This window comes from Flavobacterium sp. P21, assembly GCF_050632225.1.
Lineage (GTDB): Bacteria > Bacteroidota > Bacteroidia > Flavobacteriales > Flavobacteriaceae > Flavobacterium.
The window spans coordinates 4463317-4484556 of the sequence record NZ_CP192585.1 but is presented as its reverse complement, the minus strand read 5'-3'; the positions used below and the strand labels follow the sequence as shown (position 1 = coordinate 4484556).

Sequence of the window (21240 nt, the reverse complement as noted above, 5' to 3'; positions counted from 1 at the left end):
AGGTTTTTTTATTTGATGAGGTTTATTCTTGATCCGATTTATAAGCAGTGTCTTGTGGAAACAACATTCCATTTAGGCGAGTATCTCTTTGATAAACATCAGGATAAAAATTCATATTTCCATCTCGAGTTACCCAAGCGGTAAAATAACCTATATAAATTGGGATTTTTTTCTTTAGGAAAAAAGGAGTTTCTTTTTCGCCGCTCATTGTCGCATCTATTTTGTCAGTCGTCCATTCCGGATAATCTTTTAGCATTGAAATGGCAAGATCTTTTGCTTTTTCAACATTGATACAGCCATGACTGAAAATACGTTTTTCAAAGCCAAATAAACTTTTTGATGGTGAATCGTGCATATAAATATCATTCGGATTTGGGAACATAAATTTCACAAGTCCTAAAGCATTATCTGGGCCAGGTTTCTGTCTCACTTTTCCGCCATTCCATTCCATATTATGGTCAGCCAGATAATTTTTGTCTTCGGCCATTTTTAGTTTTAATTCATTTTGAATGATGCTCGTTGGAACATACCAATACGGACTAAAAACAATACGGTCGATTTGCCCACTAAAAATTACAGTCTTGGTTAAAGGCGTTCCAATAAAAACCTTCGATACAATATCAAAATTTTTATCTCTAACAAAATACAACATAAACGACGGAATGTTAACCATTACATATTCCTGTTGATCTTCTAAAGAAGGCGGAATCCATCTGCAACGCTCCATATTCAGCATTATGGTTTTAATGCGGTCGCTGATGGGTTCATTCATTTGATCGATATGTTCTTTTGAAAGAATGTAATTTGGCATTAACGCGTGTCGAAGTTTGTATTTCATTACACCATCCATCAACTCTTGATCATAAAAATTGCTTTTTGAATCGGTGGCTAAATCGCCAATTATAAATAAACGATGTCTAACGTCAGCAATGGTTTGAGAAGTAGCATCTGGACGTAAATCTTTATAAGGCGTGTCCATGTAGATTGGAGTCCATTGGTTGCTTTTTTCGATTTCACGATATTTTTTAAAACTTCTTGGAGTTTATAATATTGGCTAAAAAGAACATGTTTGTTTTCTTTTAATAAATCTGGATTGCCTACAATTGAATCTAGTAATGTCTCATATGAGAATTTTTTCTTTGGCAAATACCATTGAATTTTATCTTGCTCAGCGAGCATCAATTCCTTGATAAACATGTTTTGCATATAAAATGTACATGGAACTCAATAAAAGTTCCGTGTCAGAATCTGAAATTTTTGATTTTGATGTCGACTCCTCATTAAAAACTTCGTCAAGTTTCTTTTTATACGGAATTTCAATCTGAACGCCTTCTTCGTAAGTTGAATTTAATTTATGATATAAAAGATACCCAAACTCATTTATATCATTTCCTTCAAACCAAATCGGTTTATAGGCTTTATTTTTATACAAAGCCGCAACATCCGTTTGATAGGCTTTTAAATCAGAATACTTTTTAAAAAATGCAGTTATTGAAGTAGTAGTAATTTCTGGAGAATAGGCAGAAAAAACAATTTTTTTGATGCTTCAGGAAGATGAAGATCATTTTTTGAAAAAACATTTAAGGGACTAAAAAAATTCCCAGTAAAAGAATTACGGCAAAAGTAAAGTTTTTCATTTTTTTTCGATTTTACGTTATAAATCCTTTTGTAAAGTATTGGAAACAAGCAGTAAGTTGTGAAAAAAATGATTTGGGGAAATCGGTATTTCTATTCAAATTTATAAAAAATATCTTAATATTTTGAGGTTTGTATTTTAAGAAAATGTTCAAAAAAAATAATAACTGTTAAAATTGGAAATTGCAGTAAGGTGATGAACGAAAGTGCAGGATAGTTTTTCAAATTATCCTGCCTTTATTTGTTAAAGAAATTATTTTTTGAAAAAAATGAAGCAAAAGTTTTTTTCTTCAACAACAATCCTATATTTTTACGCAACCGATTGCAATTGTTGTTTTATTTAGAATAATGTAATTTTTGAATTAAAATTTTATTAAATATTTCTATACAGACGAAAAACACTGATTCATTCAAATTTGAAATTTTAAAGAATAAATTAAAAACCAAAATGATTTCATTAAGATTTGTTTTCCTATTTCTTCTGATTTCCTTTTCGGCTTCGGCACAAAAGGATTATAAATTGTGGCTTCAATATAATGCCGTAAATAATACTTTAATGACTTCAGAATATAAAAACAATCTTAAAGGAATTGTTGTTTTAGGAAATTCCGAAACAATTAAAATTGCTGAGAAAGAACTTAAAGCCGGATTTTTAGGTATGCTGGGAAATGTTCCCGAAATAAAATCGGAAATAAAAGAAGAAAATAACCTGATCGTAGGCGTTGAGTCTTTATTAAATCCTGAAATAGAAAAAACAGTCAGTTCTGATCTTGATAAAATAAATACTGAAGGTTTTATCATCAAATCGGTTTCCATTCAAAATAAAAAACAAATCATTATTACCGGAAAAAATGATGTTGCTGTTTTGTACGGAGTTTTTAATTTCCTGAGAATTTTGCAGACGAATAAGTCGGTTAAAAATTTAAATATTGCCGATTCTCCCAAAACAAATATCAGAATTCTGAATCATTGGGATAATCTTGATAGAACAGTTGAAAGAGGTTACGCTGGATTTTCACTTTGGAACTGGCAAAAATTGCCTGATTTTATAGATCAGCGTTATATCGATTACGCCAGAGCAAATGCCTCAATTGGAATCAATGGAACGGTTTTAACCAATGTAAATGCAAACGCTTTAATTCTGACGCCACAATATTTAGAAAAAGTCGAAGCCTTAGCAAATGTTTTCAGACCTTACGGAATAAAAGTTTATTTAACGGCAAGATTTTCGGCACCAATTGAAATTGGAAACCTAAAAACAGCTGATCCGAAAGATCCTGAAGTTATAAATTGGTGGAAAAATAAATCGGCTGAAATTTATAAACGAATCCCAGATTTTGGAGGATTTTTAGTAAAAGCCAATTCTGAAGGTCAGCCCGGTCCTCAAAATTACGGAAGAAATCATGTTGACGGAGCCAATATGCTTGCCGATGCCGTTGCGCCTTTTGGTGGCGTAATTATGTGGAGAGCGTTTGTATACTCAGAACATGATGCGAATGATCGCGCCAAACAAGCTTACGCCGAATTTCAGCCGTATGACGGAAAATTCAAAGAAAATGTAATCGTTCAGGTAAAAAACGGAGCAATTGATTTTCAGCCGAGAGAACCTTTTCATCCGTTATTTGGAGCAATGCCAAAAACACCTTTAATGATGGAATTTCAAATTACGCAGGAGTATTTAGGTTTCAGCACACATTTGGTTTTTCTGCCTAAATTATTTCAGGAAGTTTTAGAATCTGATACATTTCAAAAAGGGAAAGGCTCCACTGTTGCCAAAGTTGTTGACGGCACTTTATATCAAAATAAACTAACCGGAATTGCGGGCGTTGCCAATATCGGAAACGATTTAAACTGGACGGGACATCCTTTTGCGCAGGCGAATTGGTACGGTTTCGGAAGATTGGCATGGAATCCGTATTTAGATTCTGAAACCATTGCTGATGAATGGTTGAGGTGTACTTTTTCTAATGACGAAAATTTCGTTAAACCAGTTAAAAATATGATGATGGATTCTCGTGAAGCTGTTGTTAATTATATGACACCACTCGGGTTGCATCATATTATGGACACGGGACATCATTACGGGCCAGGACCTTGGGTTTCGAATCTTTCAAGACCAGAATGGAATCCGACGTATTACCATAAAGCAGATAAAAACGGAATTGGTTTTGACCGATCGAAATCGGGAACAAATGCAGTTTCGCAATATGCTCCAGAAGTTGCAAATCTTTTTGATAATTTAAAAACCTGTCCAGAAAAGGATCTTTTATGGTTTCATCATGTTTCATGGGATTATAAATTGAAAAACGGACAAACGCTTTGGAATGGTTTAGCTTTAAAATATCAGGAAGGCGTTGATGAGGTTGCAACAATGCAGGATATTTGGAACAAAACTGAGAAATATATCGATAGCGAACGTTTTAATGAAGTAAAAATGTTACTCGGAATTCAGTATAAAGAAGCAAAATGGTGGCGTGATGCGTGTTTGTTGTATTTTCAGCAGTTTTCTGGCAAAGAACTTCCGGCGGGAGTAGAAAAACCAACACAGACTTTAGACTATTTTAAATCATTAAGATTTCCTTTTGCACCGGGAAATGGATAAATATATTTTAAAAATTATGAGCAAAAAAACAGCAATTGTAACCGGAGGAAATTCGGGATTAGGATTTGCAACAGCAAAAAAACTTTGTGATAACGGAATCACAACGTATATAATAGGAAGATCAAAAGATAAGACAGAAGAAGCCTGCAAGGAAATTGGCGAAAATGCTATTCCGATAATCTTCGATTTAAATGATTTGGGCGGAATTCCTGCCATGATTGAAAACATCACAAAAGATAATCCGATTGATATTTTAGTGAACAACGCAGGAATCAATCTGAAAAAGAATTTTTAGACGTAACCGATGAAGATTTTTTATCGATAATTCATACCAATCTTTTAAGTGTTTTTGCTGTTAGTAAAGCAGTTGTAAAAAATATGAAAGAAAATGGAGCAGGAAGTATTGTAAACATCAGCTCGATGGCATCACAATACGGAATTCCAAAAGTAATTGCATATTCAGCAAGCAAAGGCGCAATCGAATCAATGACACGCGCTATGGCGGTAGAATTAGCTCCATTCGGAATTCGCGTAAATTGTGTTGCTCCTGGTTTTATCAAAACTAAAATGTCGGCAAAAGCTTTAGATAGCGATCCGGAAAGAAAAAATAAAGTACTAGGAAGAACACCAATGGGCTTTTTAGGAGAACCTTCAGATATTGCAGATGCGGTTTATTATTTCGCTTTAAGCGAATCAAAATATACAACCGGAACTATTTTGCCCGTTGATGGCGGAAATAGTATTGGTTTTTAATTGTGAAAATGCCACGAAGGCGCTAAGTTTTTTTACCATTAAGGCATTAAGAAAATTAAGCAAAACTTTGAACTCAATCTTTATGATAAAAAGAAAATTAAGGCGTGACTTTATGGACTTAAACCTAAAGAAAAAAGGATAATTAAAGACTTAGCTTTATGAACTTAATATCTTAATGGTAGAAAAAAACTTTGTGCCTTAGCGCCTTCGTGGCATTAAAAAAATAAGTATGACAAAAATGCAACAAACAATGCGTTGGTTCGGGCCTCAGGACAACGTTACTTTAGTAGATATCAAACAGGCAGGAGCAACAGGAATTGTGACAGCTTTGCATCATATTCCAGTTGGAGAAATCTGGACAATCGACGAGATTAAGGAAAGACAGGAAATAATTAAAAATGCGGGCTTAGAATGGTCAGTTGTTGAAAGCCTTCCTGTTCACGAAGAAATAAAACGTGCTTCTGGAAATTATCTGCAATACATTGAAAATTATAAAATCAGTTTGAAGAATCTGGCGGAATGCGGTATTGAAATCATTACTTATAATTTTATGCCGATTCTGGATTGGGTGAGAACGAATCACAATTTTATAAACGAAGATGGAAGCAAAGCTTTACTCTACAATCAGGATGCATTTACCTTTTTTGATGTATTTCTTTTGAAAAGACCAAATTCAGAAAACGATTATTCTGATGCTGAAAAAGAAAAAGCGTTGCAATTCGGAAATCAATTATCTGAAGATGAAAAAGCATTGTTGTTTAAAAATGTTTTATTAGGATTGCCAGGAAGTAAAATCAATTTTACAACCGAGCAGATTTTATCACTTTTAGAAAATTATGCCGAAATCGACAATCAAAAACTAAGAGAAAACCTGATTTATTTTTTATCAGAAGTAACTCCGATTGCAGAGAAAAATGGACAAAAATTAGCGATTCATCCCGATGATCCGCCTTTTTCAGTTTTAGGACTTCCAAGAATTGTTTCTACAGAAGCTGATTTAAAAGCCATTTTTGAATCAGTTCCATCAACAGCAAACGGATTGTGTTATTGTACAGGTTCATTAAGCGCCGATCCAGAAAATAATCTTGAAAAAATAATTGATGATTATGGTGACCGAATCCATTTTCTGCACCTTCGAAATACCATCCGCGAAAGCGAAAGTATTTTCAGAGAATCTGAGCATTTGTACGGTGACGCAAATATGCCTGTAATTGTAGAAAAACTTTTGTTGTTGATGAATAAAACAAAAGTAAGTCTCCCAGTACGCCCAGATCACGGTTTTCTGCATAGAGTTGATGAAACAACAGAAACTTATCCGGGTTATTCGCTAACAGGAAGATTAAAAGGTTTAGCGGAATTACGAGGTTTGGAAATGGGAATTGCTTATAAGTTGAGTTTGTAATATTATTGAAATCACACGCCTTGTTTGTCATTCCGAGGAACGAGGAATCTCCGCTAGAAGCTCTATAAAGATTGGGTTTACGTTGCGGAGTTACTTGCGGAGATTCCTCGTTCCTCGGAATGACAAAACTGAGCGTAAAAGCTAAAAACTATATTTCTATGTATTTAAAAAATAAAATAGCATCCATAATTTCTCTGCTTTTCCTAATCGGATTAAGCGCAAATTCGTATGCCATAAATCCAGAGAAATATATAGTCAATCAGGCTTCTGCTAAAAATTTTCCTTTAGTTTCAAAAGGAAAAATAACTCCGATTTTGGTTGACGATAAAGATTATGCTGGAGTTTTAAAAGTAACAGGACATTTAGAAAACGATCTTTTTAAAGTTTCAGATTTGCATCCGAAAAGAATAAAAAAGATTTCTGAAGCAGAAGATTTTGTTGTCATAATTGGAACTTTAGGAAAAAGCGAAATCATCAATCAATTAGCCAAAAAAGGAAAAATTGATGCCAAAGAACTTCAGGGAAAATGGGAAAAATTTACAACTCAAATTGTTGAAAATCCGTTTAAAGGAATCAAAAAAGCCTTGGTAATTGCGGGTTCTGATAAGCGAGGAACGATTTACGGAATTTACGATTTGTCTAGCCAAATTGGAGTTTCACCTTGGTATTACTGGGCAGATGTTCCGGTTAAAAAACAATCAGAATTGCATGTTTTGCCTGGAATTCATTCGCAGGGAGAACCAAAAGTAAAATATAGAGGGATTTTTATCAATGATGAAGCGCCGGCTTTAACAGGCTGGGCATTTGAAAAATTTGGCGGATTCAATTCGAAATTCTATGACAACGTTTTTGAATTGATTTTGAGAATGAAAGGCAATTATTTATGGCCGGCCATGTGGGGAAGAATGTTTTATGTGGATGATCCTCAGAATGCTGTTTTGGCCGATGAATACGGAATTGTGATGGGAACTTCGCATCATGAACCGCTAACAAGAGCGCATGCTGAATGGGGAAAAGAAAATGGAAAATGGGATTTTAACACCAATTCAGAGGCTTTGATTACATTCTGGAAAGATGGAATTAAACGAATGGGAAATAAAGAAACCATTGTGACGATTGGAATGCGAGGCGACGGCGATGAACCTATGACCGAAGGAACGGCAATTGGGCTTTTGGAAAATATCGTAAAAACGCAACGAAATATCATTTCAGAAGTTACGAAGAAGCCAGTAGAAGAAACTCCACAAATGTGGGCACTTTACAAAGAAGTTCAGGATTATTACGACAAAGGAATGACGGTGCCCGATGATCTAACGCTTTTATTATGCGATGATAATTGGGGAAATATCAGAAAACTGCCAGAACTGAATGCCAAACCAAGAAAAGGCGGTTATGGCATTTATTATCATTATGATTATGTGGGCGGACCGAGAAATTATAAATGGATCAATACCAACCAAATCGAGCGTACGTGGGAACAAATGGATTTGGCATATCAACATGGAGTTGATAAAATTTGGATCGTAAATGTGGGTGATATAAAGCCAATGGAATTTCCGATTGAATTTTTCCTTGATATGGCTTGGAATCCTGAAAAGTTTAATGCCGGAAACTTACAAGATTATTATGTGAATTGGGCAAAAGAGAATTTTGATGATCAGTTTTCAGTTGAAATTGCTGAGGTTTTAAAATTGTACACCAAATATAATTCACGCAGAAAACCTGAATTATTGGATGAGAAAACGTATAGTATCACAAATTATAACGAAGCCGATGAGGTTGTAGCAGATTATCAAAAATTGGTTGAAAAAGCCAATTCGATAAACGAGAAATTGAAGCCAGAATATAAAGATGCTTTTTATCAGCTAGTTTTATTTCCCGTTTTGGCAAGTTCTAATTTAAATGAACTGTATGTAGCGACAGCCAAAAATCATTTTTACGCAGAGGAAGGTAGAGCTTCGGCAAATGAATATGCTGAAAAAGTAAAAGAGTTATTTGAAAAAGACAGTTTGCTGACCAATTATTATCATACCAAAGTGGCGAATGGAAAATGGAATCACATGATGTCTCAGACACACATTGGTTATACAAATTGGCAACAACCGGATAAAAATGTAATTCCGAAAACTAAAACAGTTGAGGTTTTAAACAAATCAGAAGTAGAAGTTTCTGCTAAAGATTCTCCGAAGGCTGAAACATCAATTAATAAAAATAGAGATTTAGAAGATGTTCGAGGTTTTGTTGAAGACAACGGTTATATTTCGATAGAAAGCAAAAATTATTCAAAAGCAATTAATTCGGATGCAGTAAAATGGACTATAATTCCAAATCTTGGCAAAACGGATTCTGGAATAACTTTAAAACCTTCGAATGTAAAACCTATCGAAATCTCGGAACAATCTCAAAGATTAGAATACAACGTTCATTTTTTCAGCAAAGGAATTGTAAAAGTAAAAGCCTATTTTTCGCCGACAATCAATTTTAAAATGGGTGATGGCTTAAAATACGGAATTGGCTTTGACAATGAAAAACCGCAAATCATGAACCTTAATACAGATTCTTCTGAGAAAAATTGGGCACAGTCGGTTGCAAATAATATTAAGATTATTACATCGACACATAACATTGAAAAAGCAGGAAATCATATTCTAAAGATTTATGGAATTGATCCGGCTTTAGTGCTTCAAAAAATTGTAATTGAAACCGAAGAAGGAAAAGTTTTGGAGTCGTATTTAGGACCGCCAGAGAGTTTTAGAAAGGAATGATATTTTTATAATACTACGTTCTGTTTGTCATTTCGACGTAAGGAGAAATCTTCGTTAGTAGCTCCGCATGCAGGATCAACTTTGTAGAGTTTCTTGTGAAGATTTCTCCTTACGTCGAAATGACAAAACTATGAGTAAATATTAGACCTGACAGGTTTTAAAAACCTGTCAGGTCTCCGTTGAGAGAAAAACTATTAACTATTAAAACTACAAAATATGAAATTTATTAACCCTTATTTGTTTGCCGTCGCAACGCTGATGATGGTAAGCTGTTCTTCGAAAAAGAAACGCTGTCGCTAAAAGACGCCTACAAAGATGATTTCTACATCGGAACGGCTTTAAGTGCAGACCAAATTCAAGAAAAAATACCAAAGAAGATTCCTTGATTAAAAAAGAGTTTAATGCAATTACTGCAGAAAACATTATGAAATCAATGTTTGTGCATCCGCAAAAGGATAAGTATGATTTTACATTAGCTGACAAATTTGTGGCTTATGGCGAAAAAAATAAAATGTTTATTCACGGACATACTTTAATTTGGCACAGCCAATTAGCGCCTTGGATGGAAAAAATAAAAGACAGTACAGAAATGAAGGCTTTTATGAAAGACCATATCACGACGATTGTTTCTAAATATAAAGGAAGAATTGGTTCCTGGGATGTTGTAAATGAAGCTTTAAACGAAGATGGAACTTTACGAAAATCAGTTTTTTTGAATACGCTTGGAGAACAATATTTAGTTGATGCTTTCAAACTTGCGGCAAAAGCAGATCCAAAAGTAGATTTGTATTACAACGATTATAATATCGAAGAACCTGCAAAAAGAGCCGGAGCGATTGCTTTAATCAAAAAAATAAAAGCGACAGGTGGAAAAGTTGACGGAGTAGGAATTCAAGGACATTGGCGATTGAACAGTCCTTCAATAGAAGAAATCGAAAAAAGTATTTTGGAATATTCGGCTTTAGGAATCAAAGTCGCTTTTACAGAATTAGACATTACAGTTTTGCCAAATCCGTGGGATTTAAAAGGAGCAGATGTAAATCAGAAATTCGAAGGAAATCCTAAAATGAACCCGTATCCAGAAAAATTACCTGATTCCGTTCAGACACAATTGGCAGAACGTTATAAATCGATTTTTAAACTATTTTTAAAACATAAAGATAAAATAAGCAGAGTTACGTTTTGGGGCGTTCATGACGGGCAATCATGGCTAAACGACTGGCCAATAAAAGGAAGAACTAATTATCCGTTGCCATTTGATGCCGATTTGAAACATAAAAAAGCGTACGATAATATTTTGCGGCTTAAAGCGAAAAAAGAATAAAAACAATGCGAATTCTATTTATTGGAAATCCTAACAGACTGTTTTTGTGAAAATAATGTAATAAAGCAAGGTAAATTTGCATGGTATATTTTTTTTGCTAATTTTACACAACCGATTGCTTAAGTAAAAACCTTTTGAAATCAGTGCAAGAGCTAACAGATATAATCAAAAAAATGTAAGAATTGATTATAAAACTAACCATAATAACCACAAACCAATAATGAATTTTAATTCCCAAAAACTATCCATAAAGGAAAAAATTGGATACAGCTTAGGCGATCTTGCCGCAAATCTAGTCTTTCAGACTTTGATGACATATCTGGCTTATTTCTACACCGATATTTACGGATTATCACCTGCACATTCTTCTATAATAATGCTCGTTGTAGGTTTGATCGCCGCTTTTGTTTTTAATCCGCTTATTGGTGTTTTAGCCGATAGAACGAACAGTAAATGGGGAAAATTCAGACCTTGGATTTTATGGACTGCCGTGCCTTTGGGCGTGATCGCCTTACTGGCTTTTACAACACCTAATTTCTCTTATCAGGGAAAAGTAATTTATGCAGTAGCAACATATAGTTTATTATTGCTTTTTTATGCGACAAACAATTTGCCTTATTCGGCTTTAAGTGGCGTAATTACAGGCGATATGGGTGAGCGAAACAGTATGTCGTCTTATCGTTTTGTGGCGGTTATGTTTGCACAGTTTTTTGTGCAGGTGTTTATGCTCGGAATTATAAAAAGTGCTGGAAATGGCGATAAAGCTGTTGGTATAGAAAAAGTAATGACTGTTCTCGCAATTATTGGAACCATAATGCTTTTAATTACTTTTTTGACAACTAAAGAAAGAATTATTCCAAAACCAGAACAGAAATCAAGCGTAAAAGAAGATTTAAGCGATTTGATCAAAAACAGACCGTGGGTCATAATGCTTTCGTTGACGACTTTGGTTTTTGTAACTCTGGCAATGAAAGGTGGTTCCTATGTTTATTATTTTGAAAATTATGTCGATAAAGAACAATTAGCCATTTTTATTCAGCCTATTTTGGATTTTTTGACCAATATTGGGTTGAATCATTTTGGTAATGATCCAGTATCAGCAGGTTTCGGATTGTTTAATGCGGGTGGCATTATCTTTATGATCCTCGGTATCACGTTGTCTAAAAATCTAGCTGATAAATACGGAAAGCGAAATGTTTTTAGATTGTTTCTGTTTATTTCAACCTTGTTTATAATCGCTTTTTATTTCTACCCGCCAACATCGATCGGATTGATATTTTTCTCCCAAATCTTGCACGGATTTTTCTACGGAATAACAATACCAATTCTCTGGGCAATGATTGCCGATGTTGCCGATTACTCTGAATGGCTGAATAACCGTCGTGCAACTGCTATTATTTTCTCGGCAATGATGGTGGGACTAAAAGCTGGTTTGAGTATTGGAGGTGCTTTGACAACTTCATTATTAGGATATTTTAATTATGTTCCAAATGCCGCAGTGCAATCGGATATTGCTATAAACGGAATAAAACTGCTTGTAAGTATTTTTCCAGCAATACCTTTCCTTATTGGTGCAGGATTGTTGTTTTTCTATAAAATTGACAAGAAAATGGAAGTGCAGATTGAATCTGATTTAAAAGAAAGAAGAGTTTAATGTATTTAAAAAATTAAAAAAAGAGAATATGCCTGAAGATAGTATTGAAAACATTGACTTTGCTTGCGTTAGATAGGCGCGCGATTTCAAATCCATTAGTAAATCATATTTATACTGCCGATCCATCGGCACACGTTTTTAACGGCAAAATATATATTTATCCATCGCATGACATTGATGCAGGGATTCCGTTTAATGATAACGGAGACCATTTTGGGATGGAGGATTATCACGTTATTTCTATGGATAATGTAGATGCAGAAGCTGTAGATCACGGTTTAGCATTACACGTTGACGATGTTCCATGGGCTGTGAGGCAAATGTGGGCGCCAGATGCGGCCTGCAAAAACGGCAAATATTATTTGTATTTTCCGGCAAAACGCGAAGATGGAATTTTCCAAATTGGTGTTGCCATAAGTGATTCTCCAACTGGCCCTTTTAAGCCTGAACCATTGGCTATAAAAGGAAGCTACAGTATCGATCCTGCAGTTTTTGAGGATAACGATGGCAAGCATTATATTTATTTCGGAGGTATTTGGGGAGGTCAACTTCAAAAATATAGAAACAATGTATATGATCAATCACATGAAGAACCAAAGACAAATGAAAAAGCATTAGGTCCAATTGTGGCTTTGCTTACGGATGATATGAAAGAGTTTGCAGAAGATCCAAAAGAGATTAAAATTCTCGATGAAAATGGAAACGAACTTCTAGCAGGTGACAACGACCGTCGTTTTTTTGAAGCTTCATGGCTTCACAAATACAACGGAAAATATTATTTCTCCTATTCAACAGGCGATACACATTTTATTTGTTATGCAATAGGCGATAGTCCTTACGGGCCTTTTACTTACCAAGGAAGAATCTTAAATCCGGTTGTAGGTTGGACTTCGCATCATTCGATTTGCGAAATAGACAATGAATGGTTTTTGTTTTACCATGATTCGAGTTTGTCGAAAGGAGTAACGCATTTGAGATCTATAAAAGTGACCAAAATTGAATACAATGAAGATGGTTCGATTGTAACGATTGATCCTTATAAAGAAGATTAAAAAGACGATTTTTCAAAATTAATTCTGAAGATGATTGACTTAAGAACAGCTAGTTTAAAAATTACAGTATTAACCTTTTCTATGGTTAGCGTAATGGCATGTAAAAAAATTTTCTTGAAACCACAACCGGTTGTTCAAGAAAATACTGCTGTTTTTGATTGGTTTGATTATCAAGGAAAAGATGATGCATATACCAATATTTCTAAATCAGATGCGGAATATTTGAATCCGATTTTAGCTGGATTTTATCCTGATCCTACGATTTGTAGTGCAGACGGAAAATTTTATTTAGTTAATTCTTCTTTTTGCTATTTTCCAGGTCTTCCCATTTTTGAAAGCACGGACTTGGTGAATTGGAAACAGATTGGAAATATTATAAATCGTCGTGAACAAGCCGATTTTGGTAATTCTCGTTTGTCAGGCGGCATGTATGCACCAACGATTCGATATAGTAAAGGCATTTTTTATGTGATTTGTACCAATGTCAGCGGTGTTGGCAATTTTATTGTTACGGCTAAGAATCCTGCCGGACCTTGGTCAAATCCAATTAAACTTCCTGAAGTTGACGGAATCGATCCGGACATTTTCTTTGATGAAGACGGAAAAGTTTATATCACACATAATGGCCCTCCACCTAATAATATTTCGCTTCATGATGGCCACCGAGCCATTTATATGCTGGAATACGATTTGGAAAAACAAAAAATCATATCAGAACCGAAATTAGTTATTAACGGCGGAACCGATATGGCGATAAAACCAGTCTGGATTGAAGGTCCGCATGTGATTAAAAAAGACGGTTTTTATTATCTGATTTGTGCGCAAGGCGGAACCGGTTTCAATCATTCGGAAGTGGTTTTTAGGAGTAAAGATGTTTACGGCCCTTATGAAAGTTATGCCCATAATCCGATTTTGACACAGAGACATTTAGATCCAAATCGTAAAAATTTAGTTTCCACAACAGGTCATGCTGATTTTGTACAATTGTCAAATGGCGATTGGTGGTCTGTATTTTTAGGCTGTCGTCCTTATGAAGGCGATTTATATAATACAGGCAGAGAAACTTTTATGATGCCTGTAGAATGGAAAAATGGCTGGCCGGAAATTGTAGGCGGTAACGAAGCCATTCCGATGAAAAACAAGCGTCCGGATTTGCCTCTTTCAAAAGAAAAAACAGAACCGAATAATGGGAATTTTGTTTGGAAAGATGATTTTGATTCGAATGAATTGAGTTTGAAATGGAATTTCATCAGAACGCCTTCTGAAAAATGGTACGAACTGACTAACGGAAAACTAGTAATCAAACCTAGAAAAGAATCCATTCATACTGAAACTAATTTTTCGTTTATAGGAAGAAGACAACAGCATTTAAAATTTGAAGCTTCAGTAAAGTTTGAGTTTACACCAAAAGATAATTTACAAGTTGCAGGTTTGACCGCTTTTCAGAATGAAAAACATTATTTGCTGATTGGAAAGCGATTGAATTCAGAAGGGAAGCAAGAAGTTTTTGTAGAAAGAACAGCCAGCAAAATCAATAATGGAAAATCGGAGATTATTGCTAAAAAAGAGCTTTTAAATAATGATAAAACATTATTTGTAAAGATTGAAGGAAATGGAAGAAAGTATAGTTTTTATTATAAAACGACAGACAAACAAGAATGGAATTTATTAATTAAAGATGTTGATGGTTCTATTTTGAGCACAAAGGAAGCGGGAGGTTTTGTAGGGACGTATTTGGCGATGTATACGTCGAGTGAGCATTTTGAGAGGTAATTTTTCCCGTTTAGTTTGTCGTCCTGACGAAGGAAGGATCACACGCGGGATTCGACAAAGATTGGCTGTATAGTTTTTCCGACCAGTTTGTCATTTTGACGGAGGAGAAATCTCCACGAGTAGCTCGACAAAGATTGGCGACGTTCTGTGCGGAGTTCCTAGTGTGATTCCTCGTTCCTCGGAATGACAAAGGTTACGTAAAAGTTCTTCTGAAACCGTTTCGCGTGAGGGATAGCAGTGGAAAGCCCGGAGCCTGACGAAGGAAGTGCGAGGACTTGCAACGAATAGTCCGACCCGGAGGGACATGCCCAAATTATTGAAATATAGAATTTTAAAAACTTAACATAATTAATATAAAAAACAATTTTTTATAAAAGAATTTTATCTACTTTAGCATAACAGAACGGAACAGAACGGTATGCTAAAAGAAGAAGAAAAATTTGAGTTTATAATGAATCACGAAAGTGATATTCCGAAGTACCAGCAATTGGTTGACGGAATTACAAACGCCATTGCGGAGAATATTTTGCAAAAGGGAGATTTGCTTCCGTCTGTGAATGTGATCTGCAAAACATATCAGCTTTCGAGAGACACGGTTTTTAAGGCGTATTCGATTTTAAAAGATCAAAATGTAATTGATTCTGTGCCAAATAAAGGGTATTATGTTGCCGGCGAAACGAGAAAAGTGCTTTTGGTTTTAGATACATTTAAGGCTTATAAAGAGGTTTTGTATCATTCGTTTGTAAATAATCTGGCAGATAATGTGATTACAGATGTGCAGTTTCATCATTATAATATTGATGTTTTTAAAACGATCATCAATAACGGAATCGGGAAGTATTACAAATATGTAGTGATGAATTTTGATCACAAGGATATTGCTCCGGCTTTGTCGGCAATTTCAAAAGACAAATTGCTTTTGATTGACTGGAATATTCAGGCCGATAAAACGAATAATTACATTTTTCAGGATTTTGGAAAGGCGTTTTATGAGTCTTTGACAGAGGCGGTGGATTTGTTTAAAAAGTATAAAAAGATACAGTTTGTGTATCCAGATTTTACAAATCATCCATGGGAAACGGTAGAATATTTTAAGAAATTCTGTGCCGATTTTAGTTTTAAGTACGACATTATTACAGATCCTAAAAAGTTCAATATCGAAAAAGGAATAGCCTATATCAGTGTTAGTGACAGGATTTTAGGACACTTTTTGGAACAGTGCAAAGAGAAAGATTACGAACCGGGAAAAGATGTTGGCTTTTTATCGTACAACGAAACCCCGATGAAGAAATTTATATACAAAGGAATTTCGGTTGTTTCAACTGATTTTAAAGAAATAGGAACCAAAGCGCGGCATTTATTACGCACGACGAAGAAACGAAGTGTTATGTGCCGACAAAATTAATAATAAGAGAATCATTGTAAGTATGTATTATATCGGATATGATATTGGAAGTTCTTCTGTGAAAGCGAGCAATTGTTGAAGCAGAAACGGGAAAAAAGTGATCGTTTTGAATGAACCTCAGAACGAAATGGAAATCCTTTCGGTTCACCCGGACTGGGCGGAGCAGGATCCTGAAATGTGGTGGCAGTACATTTGTACGGCAACAAAAAGAGCTGTTAAAGAAGCAAATATTGACGCGTCTAAAATTCAGGGAATTGGTATTTCGTACCAAATGCACGGATTGGTAATTGTTGATGAAGCTGGAAATGCCCTTAGAAATTCAATTATTTGGTGTGACAGCCGTGCGGTTGAGATTGGGAATAAGGCTTTCGCCGAAATTGGAGAAGAGAAATGTATGTCGTATTTATTGAATTCACCAGGGAATTTTACTGCTTCAAAACTGAAATGGGTAAAAGAAAATGAACCTGTAGTTTACAATAAAATCTCAAAATATATGCTTCCGGGAGATTACATCGCTTTGAAATTAACAGGCGAAGTAACGACTACCAAAAATGGTTTGTCTGAAGGAATGCTTTGGGATTACAAAGAAAATAAAGTAGCCGAGTGGCTTTTAGAATATTACGGAATTGATACAGCTTTAACTCCAAAAATCGTAGAAAATTTTACGAATCAAGGAGTGGTTACCGAAAAAGTCTGCCGCAGAATCTGGGCTTCCAGCAGGAATTCCAATTGTGTATAGAGCGGGAGATCAGCCAAATAATTCGTTGTCATTAAATGTACTTCGTCCGGGAGAAGTTGCGGCAACAGGTGGTACGTCGGGCGTTTTCTATGCTGTGACAGAAACAAATTCAGGAAAAAGTACTCGTGTCAACAACTTCGTCCATGTGAATTATACGGAATCAAATCCGAGAGTTGGAAAATTGCTGAATATAAACGGAGCAGGAATCCAATACCGATGGATGCGAAACAATATCGGAAATGAATCCTATGAAGAAATGAATGAAAAAGCATCTCAGATAAATGTAGGTTCGCAAGGATTGGTTGTCATTCCGTTTGGAAATGGCGCTGAAAGAATGTTCAATAATAAAAACATTGGATCTCATATTTTAAACCTGAATTTTAATATTCATACCAACGCGCATTTATTCAGAGCATCTTTGGAAGCAATTGCATTTTCTTTTGTGTACGGAATGGAATGCCTGAAAGATGATAATGCAACGATTAATGTAATTAGAGCAGGAAATGATAATTTATTCCGTTCCGAAATTTTCTCCAATACAGTGGCAACATTAATTGGACATGAAATCGAAATTTACAATACAACCGGAGCAGTAGGAGCGACAAGAGCAGTTGGCTTGACAGATGGCGACTTTGAAAAATTTGGTTCAGGAATTACAACAAACGATCACGTAATGACCTTTTTGCCTCTAAAAAACAAAGAGGAATACGAAACGGCATATAAAAAATGGAAACAAGAATTAGAATTAATATTAACAAACAAATAAAAAAATAAATAAAATGATAGTTTTAGGAGATAAAGAATACTACAAAGGTATTGGCCAAATTAAATTTGAAGGAAAAGAGTCTGACAATCCGTTGGCATTTAAATATTACAATCCAGATCAAGTTGTAGCTGGAAAAACAATGCGTGAGCACTTTAAATTTGCTATCGCTTATTGGCATACTTTCTGCGGACAAGGTAGCGATCCATTCGGGCCGGGAACGCAGCAATTTGCTTGGGATGCTTCATCAGATCCTTACCAAGCGGCAAAAGATAAGGCAGATGCTCGCTTTTGAATTTATCAGCAAAATGGGATTCGATTATTTCTGTTTCCACGATTACGATTTGATTGCTGAAGGAGCAACTTTCGCAGAATCAGAAAAACGTTTGGCTTTCATTACAGAATACTTAAAAGGAAAAAAGCGGAGTCTGGAATTAAATTGCTTTGGGGAACTTCAAACTGTTTCTCAAACCCAAGATTCATGAACGGAGCCGCTACAAATCCTGATTTTAATGTAGTAGCAAGAGCCGGAGGACAAGTAAAATTGGCTTTGGACGCAACAATTGCTTTAGGCGGAGAAAACTATGTATTCTGGGGTGGTAGAGAAGGTTATATGTCTTTACTAAACACAGATATGGGAAGAGAATTAGACCATATGGCGCAATTCTTAACAATGTCTAGGGACTATGCAAGATCTCAAGGTTTTAAAGGAACTTTCTTCATCGAGCCAAAACCAATGGAACCATCTAAACACCAATACGATTTTGACTCGGCTACAGCAATTGGATTCTTGAAAGAATATGGTTTAGATAAAGATTTCAAAATCAATATCGAGGTAAATCACGCTACATTGGCACAACACACTTTCCAACACGAATTAGAAGTGGTCGCAAAAGCGGGAATGTTAGGAAGCATCGATGCAAACAGAGGAGATTACCAAAACGGATGGGATACAGATCAATTTCCAAATAACATTCAGGAAACTACTGAAGCGATGTTGGTTTTCTTAAAAGCTGGCGGATTACAAGGCGGTGGGGTTAACTTTGATGCTAAAATCAGAAGAAACTCTACAGATTTAGAAGATGTTTTCTTAGCGCACATTGGTGGAGCTGATACTTTTGCAAGAGCGTTATTGACTGCAGATAAAATCATCACTTCTTCTCCTTACGAGAAATTAAGAAAAGAAAGATACAGCTCTTTTGATTCTGGAAAAGGAAAAGATTTCGCTGATGGAAAATTAAACTTGAAAGATCTTTACACTATTGCTCACGAAAATGGAGAATTAAATCTTCAAAGCGGTAAACAAGAATTGTTTGAAAACATTATCAATCAATATATTTAATTGATTAACAAACTGTAAAGGCAGTTTTTGCATAAAATAATTTTCGGTTTTGTATAAAATCATAAAATCGAAATAAAGATTGTTTTTTGTAGTTTTTCTTCTCTGGTGCATATTTGAAGGTTAGTTGGTGCGCCAGAGAAAAATTTATTAATTAGTAATTATGGCCGTTGGATGATTGAAGCACTGACGGTCATATATTAAATTCGTATTCAAAAAGATAGTTTTCTGCTGTCTTTTCAAAGCAATTTCTTTTGCTTTTTATTTCAAATTAAAACATAAAATCATTTTTCTGTATTGGAAATTCGTTTCGTTATGAATTGAAAATATAGCATTTCTTAATGAACCCTATTAACATAAAAACCAAAAACCAATGAAATTTTTTATTGACACAGCAAATTTAAATGATATAAAAGAAGCGCAGGCATTAGGCGTTTTAGATGGCGTAACCACGAATCCGTCATTAATGGCTAAAGAAGGAATTACAGGAAAAGCCAATATTTTAAAGCATTATCTGGATATCTGTAATATTGTAGATGGTGATGTTTCGGCAGAAGTTATTTCGACAGATTTTGACGGAATGATTAGAGAAGGCGAAGAACTTGTCGCTTTGCATGAGCAGATTGTAGTGAAATTGCCTATGATTGCTGACGGAATTAAAGCTTGTAAATATTTTTCAGATAAAGGAATTAGAACGAATGTAACTTTAGTATTCTCGGCTGGACAAGCGCTTTTAGCCGCAAAAGCGGGCGCAACTTATGTGTCTCCATTTTTAGGAAGATTGGACGATGTTTCGACTGACGGAATGCATCTTATTGCTGAAATCAGAGAAATTTATGATAATTACGCTTTCAATACCCAGATTCTTTCGGCTTCAGTACGTCATACGATGCACGTAATTAATTGTGCCAAAGTAGGTTCAGATGTTATGACGGGACCATTATCGGCAATTAAAGGATTATTGAAACATCCTCTTACTGATATTGGTTTGAACCAATTTATTGAAGATGCTAAAAAAATGAATTTATAGGATTTCAAAATCTAGTTGGCTACAAAATGGAAAAATTAGAGGTAATTACGATTAAAAACAAATCAACATTAGAAATGACCATTTCTAACTTCGGTGCAACAGTTATTGCATTGAAAGTTAAAAACACAAAAGGTGAAATCTACAATGTTGCGACTGGTTTAGAAAAAGCTTCTGATTATCTTGAAGCGCCTTATTCAAATGTAAAACTCTTTTTGGGTTCAAGTATCGGAAGATATGCAGGAAGAATTTCTGGTGGAGAGTTTGAAATTGATGATATTGTTTATAAAATCGAAAATGAAGACGGAGTTCATTTGCATGGAGGCAGAAACGGATTTTTTAAAAAGTTTTGGTCGGTAAAAGAACTAGCCGAAGATCGTGTGGTGTTTTCATATGAAAGCAAAAATCTTGAAGAAGGTTATCCCGGAAATTTAAATGCTGAAGCCATTTTTCATTTAACATCTGAAAACGAAGTCAAAATCACTTATAAAGCAGTTACAGACCAAGCTACGCCAGTAAATTTGACCAGTCATGTTTATTTTAATTTAAACGGAAAAGGTTCTGTTTTGGATCATGAACTTCAAATCAACAGCGATTTTCATTTAGATGTTGACTCGCAATTGCTTCCGACAGGAAAATTGAATAAATCTGAAGGAACTGTTTTTGACAGAAATGAAAAAGCTAAAATCAAAAGGGAAGATTTTAGAGGTTTTGATGATACTTTTGTATTTAATGAAAAACAGCTGAAAGCCTCTTTATCTTCAGATGAAAGCGGTATCAATATGAATATTTTTTCGAATCAGCCGGCAATGGTTGTTTATACGCCAAAGGAATTTCCGGTTTTGCCATTTTCAAATAATAATCAATATGAAAAGTTTCCAGCAATTTGTTTTGAGCCTCAAAATTTTCCCGATGCTCCGAATAAAAAACATTTCCCAAATTCAATTTTAAGGACAAATGAAACCTATTTAAATGAAATGACTTTTGCATTCAATTTTAAGTAAATA

At 35.0% G+C, this 21240-nt stretch carries 12 protein-coding genes and 3 pseudogenes; 13 read left to right on the top strand and 2 right to left on the bottom strand.

Annotated features, from left to right (window positions below; genetic code table 11):
- Positions 1 to 22 precede the first annotated feature (22 nt).
- Positions 23 to 979, bottom strand: coding sequence for a L,D-transpeptidase family protein (locus ACQ9BO_RS22425; RefSeq protein WP_431242550.1), 957 nt, complete (start codon positions 977 to 979; stop codon positions 23 to 25).
- A 189-nt stretch (positions 980 to 1168) separates the two neighbouring features.
- Complete coding sequence (locus ACQ9BO_RS22420; RefSeq protein WP_431242549.1) at positions 1169 to 1432, bottom strand: hypothetical protein; 264 nt, start codon at positions 1430 to 1432, stop codon at positions 1169 to 1171.
- 651 nt (positions 1433 to 2083) lie between these two features.
- On the opposite strand from ACQ9BO_RS22420, the gene ACQ9BO_RS22415 reads away from it, so the two are divergent.
- The 13 genes and pseudogenes from ACQ9BO_RS22415 to ACQ9BO_RS22355 all read left to right on the top strand — a co-directional run bounded on the left by ACQ9BO_RS22415 (position 2084) and on the right by ACQ9BO_RS22355 (position 21237).
- The gene (locus ACQ9BO_RS22415) at positions 2084 to 4237 is read left to right on the top strand and encodes an alpha-glucuronidase family glycosyl hydrolase (RefSeq protein WP_431242548.1); all 2154 of its coding nucleotides are present in this window, start codon (positions 2084 to 2086) and stop codon (positions 4235 to 4237) included.
- Positions 4230 to 4990, top strand: a pseudogene (locus tag ACQ9BO_RS22410) (SDR family NAD(P)-dependent oxidoreductase). The gene ACQ9BO_RS22415 and the pseudogene ACQ9BO_RS22410 overlap by 8 nt, the downstream one beginning before the upstream one ends.
- Before the next feature lie 238 nt (positions 4991 to 5228).
- A complete protein-coding gene (gene uxuA, locus ACQ9BO_RS22405; protein WP_431245190.1) occupies positions 5229 to 6392 on the top strand; it encodes a mannonate dehydratase in 1164 nt (387 codons plus the stop codon).
- Positions 6393 to 6463: 71 nt separating this feature from the next.
- Positions 6464 to 9157, top strand: coding sequence for a glycosyl hydrolase 115 family protein (locus ACQ9BO_RS22400; RefSeq protein ID WP_431242547.1), 2694 nt, complete (start codon positions 6464 to 6466; stop codon positions 9155 to 9157).
- Positions 9158 to 9539: 382 nt separating this feature from the next.
- Positions 9540 to 10481, top strand: a complete 942-nt coding sequence (locus ACQ9BO_RS22395) for an endo-1,4-beta-xylanase (RefSeq protein ID WP_431242546.1) — start codon at positions 9540 to 9542, stop codon at positions 10479 to 10481.
- A gap of 220 nt (positions 10482 to 10701) precedes the next feature.
- Entirely contained in the window at positions 10702 to 12135 is a 1434-nt protein-coding gene (locus ACQ9BO_RS22390; RefSeq protein WP_431242545.1) for an MFS transporter, read from the top strand.
- Positions 12136 to 12194: 59 nt separating this feature from the next.
- Complete coding sequence (locus tag ACQ9BO_RS22385; protein ID WP_431242544.1) at positions 12195 to 13187, top strand: glycoside hydrolase family 43 protein; 993 nt, start codon at positions 12195 to 12197, stop codon at positions 13185 to 13187.
- A gap of 30 nt (positions 13188 to 13217) precedes the next feature.
- Complete coding sequence (locus tag ACQ9BO_RS22380) at positions 13218 to 14960, top strand: glycoside hydrolase family 43 protein (protein WP_431242543.1); 1743 nt, start codon at positions 13218 to 13220, stop codon at positions 14958 to 14960.
- 418 nt (positions 14961 to 15378) lie between these two features.
- Positions 15379 to 16365, top strand: a complete 987-nt coding sequence (locus ACQ9BO_RS22375) for a GntR family transcriptional regulator (protein ID WP_431242542.1) — start codon at positions 15379 to 15381, stop codon at positions 16363 to 16365.
- A 22-nt stretch (positions 16366 to 16387) separates the two neighbouring features.
- A pseudogene (locus ACQ9BO_RS22370) lies at positions 16388 to 17870 on the top strand (xylulokinase).
- 13 nt (positions 17871 to 17883) lie between these two features.
- Positions 17884 to 19209: pseudogene (gene xylA / locus ACQ9BO_RS22365) on the top strand (xylose isomerase).
- Positions 19210 to 19579: 370 nt separating this feature from the next.
- Complete coding sequence (fsa, locus tag ACQ9BO_RS22360; protein WP_431242541.1) at positions 19580 to 20236, top strand: fructose-6-phosphate aldolase; 657 nt, start codon at positions 19580 to 19582, stop codon at positions 20234 to 20236.
- A gap of 26 nt (positions 20237 to 20262) precedes the next feature.
- On the top strand, positions 20263 to 21237 hold the full coding sequence (locus ACQ9BO_RS22355; RefSeq protein WP_431242540.1) for an aldose epimerase family protein: 975 nt from the start codon (positions 20263 to 20265) through the stop codon (positions 21235 to 21237).
- Positions 21238 to 21240 lie beyond the last annotated feature (3 nt).

Bases quoted from the DNA above. Each gene is read 5' to 3' on its own strand.
- ACQ9BO_RS22390 (WP_431242545.1), top strand. From the start codon at position 10,702: ATGAATTTTAATTCCCAAAAACTATCCATAAAGGAAAAAATTGGATAC.
- ACQ9BO_RS22355 (WP_431242540.1), top strand. From the start codon at position 20,263: ATGGAAAAATTAGAGGTAATTACGATTAAAAACAAATCAACATTAGAA.
- fsa (WP_431242541.1), top strand. From the start codon at position 19,580: ATGAAATTTTTTATTGACACAGCAAATTTAAATGATATAAAAGAAGCG.
- ACQ9BO_RS22375 (WP_431242542.1), top strand. From the start codon at position 15,379: ATGCTAAAAGAAGAAGAAAAATTTGAGTTTATAATGAATCACGAAAGT.
- ACQ9BO_RS22425 (WP_431242550.1), bottom strand. From the start codon at position 979: ATGGACACGCCTTATAAAGATTTACGTCCAGATGCTACTTCTCAAACC.
- ACQ9BO_RS22415 (WP_431242548.1), top strand. From the start codon at position 2,084: ATGATTTCATTAAGATTTGTTTTCCTATTTCTTCTGATTTCCTTTTCG.
- uxuA (WP_431245190.1), top strand. From the start codon at position 5,229: ATGCAACAAACAATGCGTTGGTTCGGGCCTCAGGACAACGTTACTTTA.
- ACQ9BO_RS22380 (WP_431242543.1), top strand. From the start codon at position 13,218: ATGATTGACTTAAGAACAGCTAGTTTAAAAATTACAGTATTAACCTTT.